General features: G+C 71.6%; 14 protein-coding genes. 8 read left to right on the forward strand and 6 right to left on the reverse strand.

What is annotated here, in order from left to right; translation table 11 throughout:
- Positions 1-13 precede the first annotated feature (13 nt).
- The 3 genes from IGA62_RS02475 to IGA62_RS02485 are packed head-to-tail and all read left to right on the forward strand — an operon-like array spanning position 14 to position 2240.
- Entirely contained in the window at positions 14-934 is a 921-nt protein-coding gene (locus IGA62_RS02475) for a TIGR04222 domain-containing membrane protein (RefSeq protein ID WP_145816579.1), read from the forward strand.
- The gene (locus IGA62_RS02480; RefSeq protein WP_145816577.1) at positions 931-1794 is read left to right on the forward strand and encodes a DUF692 domain-containing protein; all 864 of its coding nucleotides are present in this window, start codon (positions 931-933) and stop codon (positions 1792-1794) included. Before IGA62_RS02475 ends, IGA62_RS02480 begins: the two co-directional genes overlap by 4 nt.
- On the forward strand, positions 1791-2240 hold the full coding sequence (locus tag IGA62_RS02485) for a hypothetical protein (protein WP_145816575.1): 450 nt from the start codon (positions 1791-1793) through the stop codon (positions 2238-2240). The genes IGA62_RS02480 and IGA62_RS02485 overlap by 4 nt, the downstream gene beginning before the upstream one ends.
- A gap of 25 nt (positions 2241-2265) precedes the next feature.
- On the opposite strand, the gene IGA62_RS02490 is transcribed toward IGA62_RS02485, so the two are convergent.
- Positions 2266-3030 (reverse strand): hypothetical protein, encoded by a 765-nt coding sequence (locus IGA62_RS02490; protein ID WP_186499765.1) that lies wholly within the window; start codon positions 3028-3030, stop codon positions 2266-2268.
- A gap of 70 nt (positions 3031-3100) precedes the next feature.
- On the reverse strand, positions 3101-7231 hold the full coding sequence (locus IGA62_RS02495; protein ID WP_232625032.1) for a DEAD/DEAH box helicase: 4131 nt from the start codon (positions 7229-7231) through the stop codon (positions 3101-3103).
- A 311-nt stretch (positions 7232-7542) separates the two neighbouring features.
- On the opposite strand from IGA62_RS02495, the gene IGA62_RS02500 reads away from it, so the two are divergent.
- Together IGA62_RS02500 and mug are read left to right on the forward strand one after the other, a co-directional pair.
- Positions 7543-8304 carry an SDR family oxidoreductase gene (locus IGA62_RS02500; RefSeq protein ID WP_145816569.1) on the forward strand — a complete coding sequence of 254 codons (762 nt, stop codon included), beginning with the start codon at positions 7543-7545 and terminating at the stop codon, positions 8302-8304.
- A gap of 56 nt (positions 8305-8360) precedes the next feature.
- Complete coding sequence (gene mug, locus IGA62_RS02505; RefSeq protein WP_145816567.1) at positions 8361-8933, forward strand: G/U mismatch-specific DNA glycosylase; 573 nt, start codon at positions 8361-8363, stop codon at positions 8931-8933.
- Positions 8934-8953: 20 nt separating this feature from the next.
- Here mug and IGA62_RS02510 read toward each other — a convergent pair whose 3' ends face one another.
- The 3 genes from IGA62_RS02510 to IGA62_RS02520 form a co-directional block, all read right to left on the reverse strand.
- Complete coding sequence (locus IGA62_RS02510) at positions 8954-10930, reverse strand: ABC transporter ATP-binding protein (protein WP_145821846.1); 1977 nt, start codon at positions 10928-10930, stop codon at positions 8954-8956.
- 149 nt (positions 10931-11079) lie between these two features.
- Positions 11080-11844 (reverse strand): enoyl-CoA hydratase/isomerase family protein, encoded by a 765-nt coding sequence (locus IGA62_RS02515; RefSeq protein WP_145816565.1) that lies wholly within the window; start codon positions 11842-11844, stop codon positions 11080-11082.
- A gap of 46 nt (positions 11845-11890) precedes the next feature.
- Positions 11891-12118, reverse strand: coding sequence for a helix-turn-helix domain-containing protein (locus IGA62_RS02520; RefSeq protein WP_007072022.1), 228 nt, complete (start codon positions 12116-12118; stop codon positions 11891-11893).
- A gap of 240 nt (positions 12119-12358) precedes the next feature.
- On the opposite strand from IGA62_RS02520, the gene IGA62_RS02525 reads away from it, so the two are divergent.
- Both IGA62_RS02525 and IGA62_RS02530 read left to right on the forward strand, forming a co-directional pair.
- Positions 12359-12958: a cadmium resistance transporter gene (locus tag IGA62_RS02525; protein ID WP_145816563.1), complete on the forward strand. Its 600-nt coding sequence runs from the start codon at positions 12359-12361 to the stop codon at positions 12956-12958.
- Positions 12959-12970: 12 nt separating this feature from the next.
- A complete protein-coding gene (locus IGA62_RS02530) occupies positions 12971-13594 on the forward strand; it encodes a GNAT family N-acetyltransferase (protein ID WP_145816561.1) in 624 nt (207 codons plus the stop codon).
- A 100-nt stretch (positions 13595-13694) separates the two neighbouring features.
- Here IGA62_RS02530 and IGA62_RS02535 read toward each other — a convergent pair whose 3' ends face one another.
- Positions 13695-15299, reverse strand: a complete 1605-nt coding sequence (locus IGA62_RS02535; protein ID WP_145816559.1) for an ABC-F family ATP-binding cassette domain-containing protein — start codon at positions 15297-15299, stop codon at positions 13695-13697.
- Positions 15300-15525: 226 nt separating this feature from the next.
- Between IGA62_RS02535 and ypfJ the strand changes: the two genes are divergently transcribed.
- Positions 15526-16443, forward strand: coding sequence for a KPN_02809 family neutral zinc metallopeptidase (gene ypfJ / locus IGA62_RS02540; RefSeq protein WP_145816556.1), 918 nt, complete (start codon positions 15526-15528; stop codon positions 16441-16443).
- The last annotated feature ends 9 nt before the right edge of the window (positions 16444-16452 follow it).

Here is a 16452-nt window from a genome sequence, read left to right on the forward strand (position 1 = left end):
AGGAGCAGAGACGATGACCCTACTGGCGGCACCGGGCGACACCTGGGGTATCTCCGGCCCCACCTTCCTCGCCGGCTACCTCCTGGTCGCCGCGCTGGTGGTGCTCGGCTCGACCCTCCACCGCGCCTGGCTCTTCGACGGTCGCCGGCCGCCCGGCTACGACCACCTCGGCCCGGAGCAGGCGGCATACCTCAACGGCGGCGCGCGGCTGGCCGTCTACAGCTCCATCGGCGCCCTGCGCAGCGTCGGGGCGGTCGGGGCGGACCGGCGCAAACTGCTACGGGCCACCGGTCCGCTGCCCGCCGGTGCCACCGCGCTGGACCAGGCGGTGCACCACGCGGCCGGGCGGGGCGTCCGCACCGGCGACCTGCCGCAGGACCACTGGGTGGCCACCGCGCTCGGCCAACTGCGCCAGGACCTGGAGAACCGGGGGCTGGCCCTCGACGCCGACCGGCGTCGTGCCGCCCGGTTCGGTCCGGCGCTGCTGTTCCTGCTGCTCCTCGTTGGCGTCCTGCGCCTGTTCGCCGGGATCCGGAACGACCAGCCGGTGGGCTTCCTCGTCGCCGCCATGGTCGTGCTCGCGGTGATCTTCGTGGTGCAGGCCGCCCGGGTGCCGTACCGGACCCGCGCCGGTCGGACCGCCCTGAGCAACCTGCGGGCCCACTACCGGTACCTGACGCCCTCCGCCTCGCCCGCGTACGCCACCTACGGCGCGGCCGGGGCGGCGATGGGCGTGGCGCTGTTCGGCGCAGCCACGCTCTGGGCGTTCGACCCCGACTTCGCCGACGCCGCCGCGATCCAGCGGCAGGCCGCCGGCAGCGGCACCAGCGCCGGGGGCGGGGACAGCGGTGGCGGGGACAGCGGGGGCAGCAGCTGCGGTGGTGGGAGCAGTTGCGGTGGCGGTGGCGGGTGCGGCGGCGGGTGCGGGGGATGACCACGCCGCCCCGCACGACCGGGTCCGTCGGCGCGAGCCGGGCAGGACCGCCGGCGGGTGTCGGCATCGGGTGGCGGCCGGAGATCGCCGGCTTCGTCGCCGACCTGCCCGGCCTGCGCTTCGTCGAGGTGATCGCGGAGGGTGTCGCCCCGGCCGGGCCACCGCCGGCCGGGCTCGCCGAGTTGCGGGCGGCCGGCGTCACCGTCGTACCGCACGGGGTGCGGCTCTCCCTCGGCGGCGCGGACCCGGTCGAGCCGACCCGGGTGGCCCACCTGGCCGCGGTCGCCGACCTGCTCGACGCCCCGCTGGTCAGCGAGCACATCGCCTTCGTCCGGGCCGGCGGGGTGGAGGCCGGTCACCTGCTACCGCTGCCGCGCACCCGGGAGGCGGTCGAGGCGGTGGCGGCCAACGTCCGGCGGGCACAGGCGGACCTGCCGGTGCCGATCGCGCTGGAGCCGATCGCCGCCCTGTTCGACTGGCCCGACGACGAACTGGACGAGGGGGCGTTCGTCACCGAGATCCTCGAACGCACCGACGCCCTGCTGCTGCTCGACATCGCCAACGTGTACGCCAACGCCCGCAACCGGGGCACCGACCCGGTCGCGCTGCTCGACCGGCTCCCGCTCGAACGGATCGCGTACGTGCACGTCGCCGGGGGCGCCGAGCATGACGGGCTCTACCACGACACGCACACCGACCCGGTACCGCCGGAGGTCCTCGACCTGGTCGGCGCGCTCTGCGCCCGGCACCGCCCGCCCGCGCTGCTGCTCGAACGGGACGGGCGGTATCCCCCGGCGGCGGCGCTGCGCGCCGAGTTGGACGCGCTCGCCACCGCCGCCGGCTGGCCGGTGATCACGTGAGCGGCAGCCTGGCCGACCGGCAGGCCGCGTTGGTCGCGGCGCTGGTCGCCGGGGCCGACGCGCCGCCCGGCTTCGACACCCACCGGCTCGACGCGGCGCGGACGGCGCTCCTGCGCAAGCGGGCCGGGGAGGTCGGCCGGCACTGGCCACTGCTCGCCGCCGGCCTCGGTCGCGCCTGGCCGGCGACGTTCCTCGGGTGGGCGGCGGGGCGCCCCACCCGGGGCGGCCTGCGCGACGGCTGGGACCTCGCCCGGACGCTGCGGGCCGACGGCACGCTGCCGCCGATGGCCGCCGGGGAACTCGCCGTCCGCGAGGCCACCAGCCACTACGACGGGGAGCGGCCACCCCGCCTCCGTCGGCTGCCGGCCGTCGTCCGGGTCGGCGACGCCGTCGCGGTGCAGCTCGCCGGTCGGGTACGCCTGCACGGCACCCGGCACCCCGGTTGAACCGTCAGGTTCCGGCGAGGCGTCGTCACGCCCCCTGTCGTGGCTCAGCCGATCGCCAGATCGCGTGAAACTGCTCCAGCCAGTAGTCGTACCAGGGGTCGTCCCGCCCGCGTACCAGTCGCAGGTGCATCCGGGAGGTGATCGTGTCACTGCGGAAGCCGTGGAACTCCACGACGACGAAGCCGTCCCTGCCGGACGGGTCGACGGCAACGATGCTGAAGCCGGGACTAAACGGGAGGGTCCGGTACCCGAAGGCGCCGGGCACCTGCCAGCGCGCCATGCTGGCGAGTCGCTGATGCGTCTCGCGCAAGGAGTCGGCCACCTGCTGGACCGGGATCTCGAGCAGAAGGTCGAGCTGTCGTACGACGGCGGAGACGTCCTCGGTCTCCGATTGTCCCAGCACCACCACCCGCACCGACCCGTCCCGTCTCGCGAGCGGCCCGGTACGCAGGAGCTCGCACCGTTCCCGGTTGAGGAAGTTCTCGGCCGTCGGCGCGAAGACGAGAACCTCCCTGGCCCCACGCAGCCTCTCGTTGACCGGATCCGTCAGGAACGCCGAACGGTCCAGCAGTACCCGATCGCTCGAGCCGGCTGTCCAGGTGGCCGCTGCCGTCCGCAGCACCAACAGGCCCAGCGCGCCGAAGAGCACCGACCAGCGCACATCGTCCGGGAGATCAGCACCCACCATCGTCAGTGCCGCGACGACCAGGGTCACCAGCGCCACGGTGTAGAGATCGAGGTTCCGCCAGTGCCGCACGTCGGCCAGAAGCCGGCCGAACATGGCCCGCATAACTTCCCCCTCGGTGTCCCGTCGAAGCGGTCAGCGTCACGCCGAGCCGCCCGGTCAACGCACCAGATCCTCAGTCGGCGTCGTCCTCGGACGTCTGGCGGTCCGAGAGTCGAGGGCCGGTCGTCATGTCGGGCATCCGGCCCACGAAGGGAGGAGGAGAGACCGGTCGGTCGGAGACCACCACATGGCTCTCCGCGTCGATGACGCTGACCCGCAGATCGCTGAGGCGTTCGATGACCTCTGCCGGATCGATGCCGGCACCGCGCACGACGACGAGACGGGCGATCAGGGAGAGGATCACTTCAGGCTGCACGAACCGCGCGACCGTGGGTCTCCTGGCCAGAGCGTTCAGGCCGGACGGCCGCAGACGGGAGCGCAGCACCACCAGGGCGTCCCGGTTCGCGAAGAAGTCGACCTCCTCCTGGCCCAGCTCGCCCGCCGGGACCGCGACGACGATCGACTCCTCCCCGACGCTCCAGCGTGCTTCGTAGTGCGAGTCGTCGATCCGCGTCTGGACGTCCACACCCAGCCCGGAGCCGAGACCGGCGAAAAGCTCGACGTACGCTGCCGGGTCCGCCGCCTGCAACTCCTCACCCAGGTCGTCGAAGGTCATACTGTCCGGGCCGGGCACCACGACGTTCGCCCATTCTCTCGACACCATGTGTCGGAACTCCGACTCCTCGCGTTCGCGACGCTCCAACCGCTCCCGGGCGACCTCACGCTGGGCTTCGCTGATGGCGGGATGGTCGGCGATACCGGGCAGGTCCAGGATCGAGGCCCAGCCCTCGTTCACCGGAGGCACCTCCCACAGTTTCGCCAGCCGGTTGCGGTGCAGGGCGTCCAGGCGGAGCTTGGCGATGGGGGCGAGCCAGGCGGGCAGACCGACCTCCGTCTGCAACGCGAGCAGCATGACCCGGCTGGACCAGTCGTGACTGTCGGAGAAGGAGACGCTGGCCGCGCCACGGATCACCCCGGCCACCTGTTCACACAGTTGCTCTATGTCGCTGTAGTGCAGGTTGAGCTCGACCGGCCGTTCCCCGCGCTGGGGCTCGTCGGACCGGATGGCTGCGGAGAACCTCGCCTTGATCTGCTCGAACGGAATCCCACGGCTCCACTCGAACGCCACCAGCGCCCGTAGCAACGCCGTGGCGTCCCGGTCCTCGACCTCCTCGACCCCGCGCTCGAAAAGCCCGCGGAGCTCCTTGGAGATCACGGCCTGTCCCTCGCTGACGAACTGGCGAGGGAGGGCGTACCGTCGATCACCGAAGTACTGGGCGCAATACGATCTCCGCGTGGCGTCCTCGTGGCAGTAGGCCATCGCGTACGTCTGGATGTTCTCCTTGAGGGACGGATAGTGGCGGGGGTGGACGCCGGGCAGCCCCACCCACGCGGTGACGCTCTCGATCTCCTCGCTGCGGCACGCGTTGAAGAGCAGGTCGATGTCACCGGTGCCCTCGGTCGCGAGGCGCGCCAGGCGTTCGAGGATGTGGGCGCTGTGGAGAGAGAGCGCAGAGCGGGCGAGCGCGTCACCGAGCCGGGTGGGCTGCTGTTTGGGCGCGTCCGCACTGCCGATGAGCTTGAGGCCCCGGAGCTTCTCCAGCACCTCGGAGACCGAAGGCAACCGGGAGTCGGGCTCCTGGGCCGCGAGGAGGGCATTGAGGATCGAGGCCACCCGAGCCTCGAAGTCCGCGGGCCGACGGCCGAAGCCGTCCGCGCTGAGTACCTGTAGGGCGAGCAGGGACACGTCCTCCAGATCGCGGATCTGGCCACTGACACGCGGCGTTCGCTGACGCCCGATCACGTAGTGGGCGTACACACCGTCGAGCGAGGACAACGTACGAATCTGGGTGGCCGTCAACTCCGCGACGTTTTCCAGGTCCCGCTGGCTCGGCACGAGAACGTAGAACTCGCCTCTGGGCCGTTGCACGACGCCTCGACGGCCGGCCCGGCCGGCCTTGTTGTCCAGCTCCGACGGCATGCTCAGACGCCGACGCCGGTCGGACCCGTAGCCGGAGATGCTCGTCGCGATCACCGCGTCGGCGGGCAGGTTCACGCCGATGGCGAGGGTGTCCGTCGCCACCAGCACCCGCAGGATGCCGCGCGGGTCGCGGAACTCCTGCTCGAGGTCGCGGCGGAGCTTGGGCGCGAGCCGGGCGCTGTGGTACGCGACGCCGGTGCGAAGCCCTCGGATCACGTCGTCGGAGAGCGGAAGATCCGAGTTCTTGATCTCCAACATCCGGGACTGTGCCGTCTGCTCGTCGATGTTGTCGGGGGCGAACCGACCGACCTGCCAGGGCGAACCGCGGTGCCGGCACCTGCCAAGCGCGGCATCGAGGCTGCGCTGGATGGCTGAGGCCAACTCCTGGGCGGCGGTCCGTCCTGGCACGAAGACGAGGATCCGTCTCGCCGGGTCCTCGGTAAGCAGTCGGGTGACCAGTGCGATGGCGAGTGGCGCGGTACTCAGTCCCCGCACCTGCAGCATGCCGTAGTCGGCCCCCCTCGCGCGTGCGCCCAGGTCGTGCGTCTGGTCCTCGGGCGGCCCCACGGCCTGGTCACTCTGCTCGAGATTGAGCAGGTGGGCGTCCCGCAGGATCCTCCACCGGTTGGCGTCCACCACGTAGGTGTCGAGCGGGACCGGGCGTTCGCTGCTCTGGATGAAATTGAAGGTGTCGACGCCCAACCACCTTCTCAGCAGATCCGTCGACTGCTCCGACATGGTCGCGGAGAGGCCGAGGATGCCCGGCCGCTCGTCGGGGTGCATCAGGCGCACCATGGTGAGAAGTCCTTCGAGCTTTGCGGCCCGTCGTTTGTCCTCGACCAGGGTCTGTAGTTCGTCCACCACCAGAAGTTGGGTTCCCGCGAGGGTGCGTTGACCGGAGACGAGATATCCGGCGAGCTTCTCGTAGATGGCGATCGCGATCTCGAACCGACCCTTCGACACCGGCGAGTCGTGTTCGGGGTAGTCGCGGGACGAACCGTAGACGCGGATCTTCCGCTCCGCTTCCAGCCAGGCCGCGATCCATGCCTCCCACTCGCGCACCTCCTGGGTGACGAGGGCCTTGGTCGGCAGGATCATTATCGCCGACCTCGCACGGTTGACCGCCAGGTTCATCGCCACCCGCGCCACCGTGGTCTTCCCGGAGCCCGTCACGGCACTGATCAGCGACGTCCCTCTCGTGCCGAGGGCACGCAGGGCAGCAGCCAACATGGCGTTCTGCGCGTCGCCGCGCTCGACGCGTGCCCCGATCTGCCGGGTCATGTTCTTCTGCACGGACTCGGGGAGGTCGAGCCCGTCGTCACTCTCGCCGACCGGCTGCGGCGGAACCGTCGACCGCTCGTCTTCCGCGACGTCCGGATCCGCGCCGGCGTCCAGGCCGAGAACGTCACGCAGGAACCCCGGCAGGTCTCCGAACTCGTCACCGTACGGAAGGTAGGCCAGCCTGCCGACCAGCTTCTTCGCCGGCATCTCCGTCCTCCGTACGAGCACGTAGGCCCGGCGCACGGTCTTCTCGAACTTCTGGTTGAACCAGTCGAGGAAGGCACTGAAGTGCGGATCCTCGAGCCCTGCCCCGTAGCCGACGAACACGAGTGTGTGATTCGCCGACAGGGCGCGGAGGACCTCCGTGGCAAGACCGGCCGAGGCAAGTCGTTCGTAGTCGCCACCGGAGAGGATCACGGACTGCGGCCGGTCGTGGTGACCGTGCAGATGGAACACGTAATCCTGCGGAGTGTCATGGTATCGATCGATGTCGTCGCGATCCATCCAGGTGAAGGAGCGCCGCCCGCTCAACTCCTCGACCAGGTCGTCGTAGTTCGTCGTCAGGATCGGGACCCGACACCGGAAGATGGTCGCCAACGACCGGTCGACGGGCCGTAGTTTACCGACCGTCGAAGCCAGCCACGCCCTGCGCTCACCGAGCGAAATAGTCTCGAAGGACCGCTGGAGCCACTCGGAGACAGCGATGTAACTGTTCGCCGACGGCTGGTCGGACAGAATCTGCGAGTAGGCCACACCCATCTGCTGCAGTCCGTCGTCAATGCTGCTCACATACTGCAGGCCGGACAGGATCAGCCCTCGCCAGGTGGCCGCCTCGACACCGCCGCTGATCGAGGCGCTGACGCCGGCTCCACAGACCAGGGCAATCTGCTTGGACTGGGCGCGCTTCGACAGTTCACTCAGCCACTGCTGCTCGGCGTCCATGTTGGACACGATAGTCACCACGCAGGTCTGGTGAACACCCTCGAAAGAGCAGATCGCGTCAGCCCGGCGGACACCGGACGAGCCCTCTCAGGTGACGGATCCGATTGCCCCGCAGAAGTGCTGGACGACGGCAACGAGACCTTCGGTGACGGCGCGAGGAAAGCGGGAATTGATCTTTCTGATCCTCGATCGGACCGAACGAGGTACCCAGTTGGCGACCTCCGTTCCCGGCCGGTGAACCAGTTGGCATCCGGCGGTGGTGACGGCACCCGGCGGCAGCGGTCCTCACCGGCTGCGGCAGGATCGACGGCATGGATCTCGGACTCGCCGACCGGGTGTACGTGCTGACCGGCGCCTCCCGTGGGCTCGGCTACGCCACCGCCGAGTGTCTCGTCGCGGACGGGGCGAAGGTGGTGCTCTCCGCCCGGGACGCCGAGGCGGTCTCCGCCGCCGCCACCCGGCTCGGTGGCCCGGCGCACGCCGTGGGGATCGCCGGTGACCTGGCCGACCCGGCCCTGCCGCAGCGGCTGGTCGACACCGCCCGGGAGCGCTTCGGCCGGCTGGACGGCGCGCTGGTCTCCGTCGGCGGACCGCCCCCGGGCACCGCCGCGAGCATCCGCGACGAGCAGTGGCGGGAGTCCTTCGAGACGGTGTTCCTCGGCACGGTCCGTGCGGTCCGGACGGTCGCCGCCGCGCTGCCGGCCGGCGGCGCGATCGGGCTGGTGCTCTCCACCTCGGCGCGGTATCCCATCGCCGGCCTCGGCATCTCCAACGGGCTGCGCCCCGGCCTCGCCGGTGTGGCCAAGGACGTCGCCGACGAGTACGGTCCCCGGGGCGTCCGGGTGGTCGGGCTGCTGCCGGGACGGATCATGACGGACCGCAACCGCCAGCTCCTCGCCGCGAGCGGCGACGCCGAACGGGCCCGCGCCGAGGCGGAGGCGGGCATCCCGCTGCGCCGCTTCGGTGATCCGGTGGAGTTCGGCCGGGTCGCCGCGTTCGTCCTCTCCCCCGCCGCCGGCTACCTGACCGGGGTGACCGTCCCGGTCGACGGCGGCGCGACCCGCGACCTGTGACCGGCCCGCGCAACGGCGACCGACGCGGTTTCCGGTCGTCCCGAAGCGGTGGCCCGGTGACCGCACCGCCGGTGCCGTCCCCCCGTCCGACCCGGGAGCAGCTCGCCGCCGCGGCGGACCGGACCATCCCCGACGTGCTCGCCGACGGGTTGGACGTCCTCTTCGTCGGCATCAACCCGGGGCTGTGGTCGGCGGCGACCGGCTGGCACTTCGCCCGCCCCGGCAACCGGTTCTGGCCCGCCCTGCACCGCGGTGGGTTCACCCCGCGCCAACTGCACCCCAGCGAGCAGGACGAGCTGCCCGCCCTCGGTCTCGGCATCACCAACATGGTGGCCCGGGCCAGCGCCCGCGCCGACGAGCTGACCGCCGCCGAGCTGCTGGCGGGGGCACGGATCCTCACCGACAAGGTCGCCCGGCACCGGCCCCGGTGGGTCGCGGTGGTCGGGGTGACCGCGTACCGGACCGGTTTCGCCCGGCCGAAGGCCACCTTCGGCCCGCAGCCGGAACCCCTCGGCGGCGCGCGGCTCTGGGTGCTGCCGAACCCGAGCGGCCTGAACGCCCACTTCACCGCCGAGACGCTCGGCGCCGCCTTCGGCGAACTGCGGGCCGCGGTACGCGAACCGGCCTGACCGGCGGCGAGCCGCCTGGGTCAGTTGGCGGCGGACGGCGGCAGGGCCTGCTCGGCGACGTACGCCGCCATCGGCACCGTGGTGACCACCGGCTCGGGGCCGGTCGCGTCGGCGTACGGGCTGGGCGAGTCGGCCACCGCGAACTGCGTGCGGTACAGCTCGGCGTAGAGACCGCCCACCGCGACCAGCTCGTCGTGGCGGCCACGCTCGACGATCCGCCCCTCGTCGAGGACGAGGATCTGGTCGGCGTCCCGCACGGTGGAGAGCCGGTGGGCGATCACCAGCGCGGTACGCCCGGCCAGCGCCACCGACAGCGCCCGCTGCACCGCCGCCTCGCTCTCCGAGTCGAGGTGGGCGGTGGCCTCGTCGAGGATCACGATCGACGGGGCCTTCAGCAGCAGCCGGGCGATGGCGATGCGCTGCTTCTCGCCGCCCGAGAAGCGGTAGCCCCGCTCCCCGACCATGGTCTCCAGCCCGTCGGGCAGGGCGCGCACCAGGTCGGCGACCTGCGCGCCGGCCAGCGCGTTCCAGAGTTCGTCGTCGGTGGCGTCCGGCTTGGCGTAGCGCAGGTTCTCGGCGATGGTCTCGTGGAACAGGTGGGAGTCCTGGGTGACCACACCGATCTCGTCGCGCAGCGAGGCGAGCGTGGCGTCCCGGACGTCCACGCCGCCGACCAGCACCTGCCCCTCGGTGACGTCGTAGATCCGGGACATCAGCATCGACAGGGTGGACTTCCCGGCACCGGAGGGCCCGACCAGGGCGACCATCTGACCCGGCTCGACGGTGAACGAGACGCCCCGCAGCACCGGCTCGTTGGCCCGGCGGTCCAGGGCGGCGACCTCCTCCAGGGAGGCCAGTGACACCTCGGCCGCGCTCGGGTAGCGGAACCGCACGTCGCGGAACTCGACCCGCCCGTTGTCGCGTGGCACGGCCACCGCGTCCGGCTTCTCCTCGATGCCCGGCTTCAGGTCGAGCACCTCGAAGACCCGGTCGAAGGAGACCAGCGCGCTCATCACGTCGACCCGGACGTTGGAGAGCGCGGTCAGCGGCCCGTAGAGGCGGGTGAGCAACAGGGCCAGGGTGACCACGGTGCCGGCGCTGACCGCGCCGGTGACCGCGAGCCACCCGCCGAGGCCGTAGGTGAGCGCCTGGGCCAGCGAGGCGACCAGCAGCATCGCCACGAAGAAGGTCCGCGAGTACATCGCCGACTGGATGCCGATGTCGCGCACCCGCTCGGCCCGGCCGGCGAAGCGCCGGGCCTCGACCTCGGGCGTGCCGAAGAGCTTGACCAGCATCGCCCCGGCCACCCCGAACCGCTCGGTCATGGTGGCGTTCATCTGGGCGTCGAGGTTGTACGACTCGCGGGTGATCTCGGCCAGCCGCTTACCGACCCGGCGGGCCGGGATGATGAAGATCGGGAGCAGGACCAGTGACAGGGCGGTGATCTGCCAGGAGAGGGTGAACATCACCGCTGCGGTGAGGACCAGCTGGATGACGTTGCTGACCACGCCGGACAGGGTCGACGTGAACGCCCGCTGGGCGCCCATCACGTCGTTGTTGAGCCGGCTGACCAGCGCTCCGGTCTGGGTGCGGCTGAAGAACTGCAACGGCATGCGCTGGACGTGGTCGTAGACCCGGGTGCGCAGGTCGAGGATGATGCCCTCGCCGATCCGGGCGGAGTACCAGCGCTGGGCCAGGGAGAGCAGCGCGTCGGCGACGGCCAGGCCGGCGATGAACAGGGCCAGGCGGACCACGGTGGCGCCGGCCCCGGCGGCGCCGCCGGTGATCGCGTTGATGACGTCACCGGCGAGCACCGGTGTGGCGACCCCGATGATCGCGGCAAGGACCACGGTGACCAGGAAGACCGCGATGTCCCGGCGGTACGGTCGGGCGAACGCGACGATCCGCCGCCCGGTGCCCCGGTTGAGCCGGTGGGCGGAGACGTCGTCGGAGTTGCGCATCGAGCGGAGCATGCTCCAGCCGCCCATGCCACCCATGCCGCTGTTGGGATTCACGCGTCACCTCCGGGTCGCGCGGGACCGTCCGCGCTGTCAGGTCGATTCTCCCGACGCCTACGACAACCTCGGCGGTAATCCGATTCTTCCCGAACGGTCCTTACATCATGCCGCGCGTCCGGTCCTTGACGTCATTCCCCGCGTCCCGCCAGGTCCCGCAGTCGCCGGACCTGTGCCTCGCGCTCGGCGCGCTGCTGGTCCGCCGGGGTCCGGCGCGCCGCGCCGGCGAGCAGGGCCTTGATCTCGATCACCGCGTCCCGGTTGCCGGCCAGCAGAGCGGCGGTCAGGTCACTCGTCGCCCCCGCCAGCTCGGCGGCTGGCACCACGACGGTGGCCAGGCCGATCCGGTCGGCCTCGGCGGCGTCGATCCGGCGGCCGGTGGCGCAGATCTCCAGGGCCCGGGAGTAGCCGACCAGGTCGACCAGACGACCGGTGCCGGCCAGGTCGGGCACCAGCCCGAGGGTGACCTCGGCCATCGACAGTCGGGCGTCCTCGGCGAGCACCCGCAGGTCGCAGGCGAGCGCGAGTTGGAAGCCCGCACCGATGGCGTGCCCCTGCACCGCCGCGATGGAGATCACGTCCGGCCGGTGCAGCCAGGTGAACGCCGACTGGAACTCGGCGATCCGGTCGGCGCACTCCGACTCGGGCAGGGTTGCCAGCTCGGCGAAGGAGCCCGGCCCGGTCGCGTTGGCGACGGACAGGTCCAGCCCGGCGGAGAACGCCCGGCCCTCGCCGCGCACGACGACCACCCGGACGTCGCCGGGGAGAGTTCGGGAGAAGTCGCTCATGGCGCGCCACATGGCCGGGGTCTGGGCGTTGAGCACGTCGGGACGGCACAACGTCACGGTGGCCACCGGGCCGGCGCACTCCAGCCGTACCCCGGGCCCGGTCGTCACCGGGCGGTCCGGGGCGCGGCGGGACGGAACGACGTTGGCGGGCGGATCACGCCTTCTTGCGGCGACGGGCGCCGCCGCGCTGCCGGAGCTGCACCCCGGACTCGGTGAGCACGCGGTGGATGAACCCGTAGGATCGGCCGGTCGAGGCCGCGAGGGCGCGGATGCTCTCGCCCCCGGTGTACCGCTTTACGAGGTCCTTCGCGAGTGTCTGACGCTCGGCTCCGACGATCCGGCGACCCTTCTCAGTGCTGGTGGCTGTGCCAGTGGCTGCCATGCTGATTCCTCACGTCGCAGACTGTGCGGTTCGGATAACGGTCCAACCTATTAGACCGCCTCGAACGATCATGCGCCAGATATCAACTCTTCGCCAATCGACACGCTATGCAGTGTCAGGTTCCCGATAGAGTGATGACACGGCCGGGTGACCCCGTGTCGACCGGACGCGACGACCCGCACTGACCAGGACCGATGTCGGTGCGCACCGGAACCGGAACGGACCGCGTACCCTGCCTCCGTGACCGACCCCCTCGGCACCGCGGCCGGCGCGGCCGTGGTGTTCGCCGCGACCAACGTCGACGACATCGTGGTACTCACCGTGCTCTTCGTCGCGGCCCGCGCCACCGGCCGGCCCCGCCGGTGGCAGATCGTCGCCGGCCAGTACGCCGGCATCGCCGCGCTGGTCGCGGCCGCCGTGGTCGTCGCCGCCGGCCTGCTGGTGGTGCCCGAGCCGTGGACCGGCCTGCTCGGCCTGCTCCCGGTCGCGCTCGGCGTGCGGGCGCTGCTGCGCCGGGACGCCGACGAGGCTGCGGCGGTGGTCGGCGGCGTGGCGGGCGTGGCCGGCGTGACCATCGCCAACGGCGCCGACAACATCGCCGTGTACGTGCCGGTGTTCCGCACCCTCGCACCCGCCGAGGCCCTGGTGTTCCTGCTGGTTTTCGTGGCCGGCGTCGGGCTGTGGTGCCTGGCCGGGGCCCGGCTCGGTGGGCACCCCCGGGTGGTCCGGCTGGTGGAGCGGGCCGGACACTGGCTGGTGCCGGTGATCTTCGTGGCCATCGGCGTGGTGATCCTGGCCGGTTCCGGGGTGGTCGGCCACCTGGTCGACCTGCTCGGGTGAAGGGAGAGAAACGTGTTCGCCGTCCCGCTCACCGAGGACGCCCAACTCCGCCCGCTGGAACCATGGCAGGCGGCCGAGTTCCTCGCGCACATGGACCGGGCCCGGGAGTACGTCGACCCGTGGGTCCCGTTCGCCGGGCTGAGCACCGACCTGGAGTCGGCCCGCGCGGTGCTCCAGCGACACGCCGACCGTCGGGCCGCCGACACCGGCGGGATCTACGGCATCTGGCGCGACGGCGTCCTGGTCGGCGGGACGCTCTTCGTCAGCCTGGACGCCCGCAGCGGCACCTGCGAGGTGGGCTGCTGGCTGGAGCGCTCCGCCGAGGGGCACGGACTGGTCACCCGGGCGATCCGGCACATGATCGACTGGGCGTTCCACGAGCGCGGCCTGCACCGGGTGCAGTGGGTCAACGCCGCCCACAACGTCCGCAGCGCCGCCGTCGCCCAGCGGCTCGGCATGCACCTCGACGGCGTGCTGCGCTCGGCGTTCCCCTACCGGGGCCAGCGGCACGACAACCAGGTCTGGTCGGTGCTCGTCGACGAGTGGCCGAAGAAGCCGACGGCAGCCGGCGCGACGGGCCCGGAGGGCGTACGCGTACCCGCCGGGCGTGACCCCGCGGAGCCCACGCCGGCCTGACCGCGCACACCGGCGGTCGGGGCCCGGAATACGGGCCCCGACCGCCGCTCAGCTCAAGTCCGTCCAGGCCCCGCTCAGGCCAGCTCGAACAGGTCGTCGCTCAGGCCAGCTCGACCAGCTCGAGCAGGTCGTCGCTCCAGGCGTCCTCGTCGCCGTCGGGCAGCAGGATCGCCCGGTCCGGCTTCAGCGCGGTGACCGCCCCCGGGTCGTGGGTGACCAGCACGATCGCCCCGGGATAGCGGGCGATGGCGTCGAGCACCTGCTCCCGGCTGACCGGGTCGAGGTTGTTGGTCGGCTCGTCGAGCAGCAGCACGTTCGCCCCGGAACAGACCAGGGTGGCCAGCGCCAGCCGGGTCTTCTCGCCACCGGAGAGCACCCCGGCCGGCTTGTCCACGTCCTCGCCGGAGAAGAGGAACGCGCCGAGGATCTTCCGTAGGTCGGTGTCGGACTGCTCGAACGCGGCGCTGCGCATGTGCTCCAGCACCGTCCGGTCCACGTCCAGGGTCTCGTGCTCCTGCGCGTAGTAGCCGAGCCGCAGGCCGTGGCCGGCGTCGACGGAGCCGGTGTCCGGCTGGAGCAGGCCACCGAGCATCCGCAGCAGGGTGGTCTTGCCGGCACCGTTGAGCCCGAGGATGGCCACCCGGGAACCCCGGTCCACCGCCACGTTCACGTCGGTGAAGATCTCCAGCGAGCCGTACGACTTCGACAGGCCGGTGGCGGTCAGCGGGGTCTTGCCGCACGGGGCCGGGGTGGGGAACCGCACCTTCGCGACCCGATCGGAGACCCGCACCTCCTCCAGCCCGGAGAGCAGCCGCTCGGCGCGGCGGGCCATGTTCTGCGCGGCGACGGTCTTGGTGGCCTTCGCCCGCATCTTGTCGGCCTGGGCCATCAGCGCGCCGGCCTTCTTCTCGGCGTTGGCCCGCTCCCGGCGGCGGCGGCGCTCGTCGGTCTCCCGCGCCTCCAGGTACGCCTTCCAGCCCAGGTTGTAGACGTCGACCACGCTCCGGGTGGCGTCGAGGAACCAGACCTTGTTGACCACCGCCTCCAACAGCGAGGCGTCGTGGCTGATCACGATCAGGCCGCCCTTGTGGTTGGCGAGGAAGCTGCGCAGCCAGGTGATCGAGTCGGCGTCGAGGTGGTTGGTGGGCTCGTCGAGCAGCAGGATGCCGCCGCCGTTCTCACCCGCGTCCCGGAACAGGATCCGGGCCAGCTCGATCCGGCGTCGCTGGCCGCCGGAGAGGGTGCCGATCGTCTGGGCGAGCGCCCGGTCGGGCAGGCCGAGGTTGGCGCAGATCCGGGCGGCCTCCGCCTCGGCGGCGTACCCACCGAGGGAGGCGAACTGGTCCTCCAGCGCGCCGTACCGGCGGACCAGGCGCTCGTCCGCGCCGTCGGCGAGCTTGGCCTCGATCTCCTGCATCTGGGTCATCAGCACGTCCAGGCCGCGTGCGGAGAGCACCCGGTCCCGGCCGGTGACCTCCAGGTCGCCGGTACGCGGGTCCTGCGGGAGGTAGCCGATGTTGCTGCGCCGGTCGATCTGGCCGGCGTACGGCTGCCCCTCCCCGGCGAGCACCTTGAGGGTGGTGGTCTTGCCCGCGCCGTTCCGGCCGACCAGGCCGATCCGGTCACCCGGCTGTACCCGCAGGGTGGTGTCGGACAGCAGGATCCGGGCGCCGGCGCGCAACTCCAGGCCGGTGGCAGTGATCATTGTGGCGAACTCGCTCTCAGGGGCCAAAGGGCTGACTCAGGGCACGCGAAAACGCCGGCGGGATCGATTCACCCGTCGGCGCGGGGCGGTTCAGCCTTCGCAGAGCAGCACGATCCGATTGTACCGGGCGGCCCGTTCGGCCCGGCCCGGATTACCTCACAAGATCATCGGGTACCGGAACCTCGTCCGTCACCTCATCCCGGAGCTGGCAGAGATCGGGGTCACCATGGAGCTGAACGAGAACGCGCGCATCGACACCAGTCAGGTCGACGACCGGCGAGGGTCCGGCGGCGGAGGCGGCCTCGGCATCCCCATCCCGGTCGGCGGCGGGGGCAAGGGCGGGCTGGTCGGCCTGCTCATCGCGGTGGTGGTGGCTCTGGTCGGTGGCGGGTTCGGGCTGAACGCGGCCATCGACGGCGGCGGGTCCGATCAGGGTGACAACTCGTCGCTGGAGCAGAAGTGCTCCGCCGACAACGCCCTCGACCAGCTCGACTGCCGCAACACGCTCTACGTCAACTCGATCCAGGCGTACTGGCAGACGGCGCTGCCGGAGCGGTTCGGCGAGCGGTACCAGGCGGCCGACACGGTCTTCTTCAGCCGGGCCGTCTCCACCGGCTGCGGCAACGCCGACTCCGGCGTCGGCCCGTTCTACTGCCCCGCCGACCGGCAGGTCTACATCGACCTCACCTTCTACCAGGTCCTCGCCGACCAGCTCGGCGCCTCCGGTGAGTTCGCCCAGCCGTACGTGCTGGCCCACGAGTACGGCCACCACGTGCAGACCCTGCTCGGCACCGAGCAGCAGGTGCGCCGCCAGCAGCAGCGCGACCCGAACAACGCCAACGCGCTCTCGGTGAAGATGGAACTCCAGGCCGACTGCTACGCCGGGGCCTGGGCGAAGAACGCGACCGGCACCGCCGACGCGAGCGGCCAGAAGATCTTCACCAGCATCAGCGAGCAGGACATCAGCCAGGCCATCGACGCCGCCGAGAAGATCGGCGACGACGCCATCTCGAAGCGGGCCAACCGGCCGGTGAACCCGGACGAGTTCACCCACGGCACGTCGGAGCAGCGCCGCGAGTGGTTCACCCGGGGGTACGAGTCCGGCGACCCGAAGCAGTGCGACACCTTCAGCGGCAGCGTGTAGTCCGCAGCA

Source organism: Micromonospora sagamiensis (assembly GCF_014680085.1).
Lineage (GTDB): Bacteria > Actinomycetota > Actinomycetes > Mycobacteriales > Micromonosporaceae > Micromonospora > Micromonospora inyonensis.

Coding starts and splice junctions, on each gene's coding strand:
- IGA62_RS02475 (WP_145816579.1), top strand. CDS start 14: ATGACCCTACTGGCGGCACCGGGCGACACCTGGGGTATCTCCGGCCCC.
- IGA62_RS02480 (WP_145816577.1), top strand. CDS start 931: ATGACCACGCCGCCCCGCACGACCGGGTCCGTCGGCGCGAGCCGGGCA.
- IGA62_RS02490 (WP_186499765.1), bottom strand. CDS start 3,030: ATGCGGGCCATGTTCGGCCGGCTTCTGGCCGACGTGCGGCACTGGCGG.
- IGA62_RS02495 (WP_232625032.1), bottom strand. CDS start 7,231: ATGGACGCCGAGCAGCAGTGGCTGAGTGAACTGTCGAAGCGCGCCCAG.
- IGA62_RS02500 (WP_145816569.1), top strand. CDS start 7,543: ATGGATCTCGGACTCGCCGACCGGGTGTACGTGCTGACCGGCGCCTCC.
- IGA62_RS02510 (WP_145821846.1), bottom strand. CDS start 10,930: ATGGGTGGCATGGGCGGCTGGAGCATGCTCCGCTCGATGCGCAACTCC.
- IGA62_RS02520 (WP_007072022.1), bottom strand. CDS start 12,118: ATGGCAGCCACTGGCACAGCCACCAGCACTGAGAAGGGTCGCCGGATC.
- IGA62_RS02535 (WP_145816559.1), bottom strand. CDS start 15,299: ATGATCACTGCCACCGGCCTGGAGTTGCGCGCCGGCGCCCGGATCCTG.
- ypfJ (WP_145816556.1), top strand. CDS start 15,526: ATGGAGCTGAACGAGAACGCGCGCATCGACACCAGTCAGGTCGACGAC.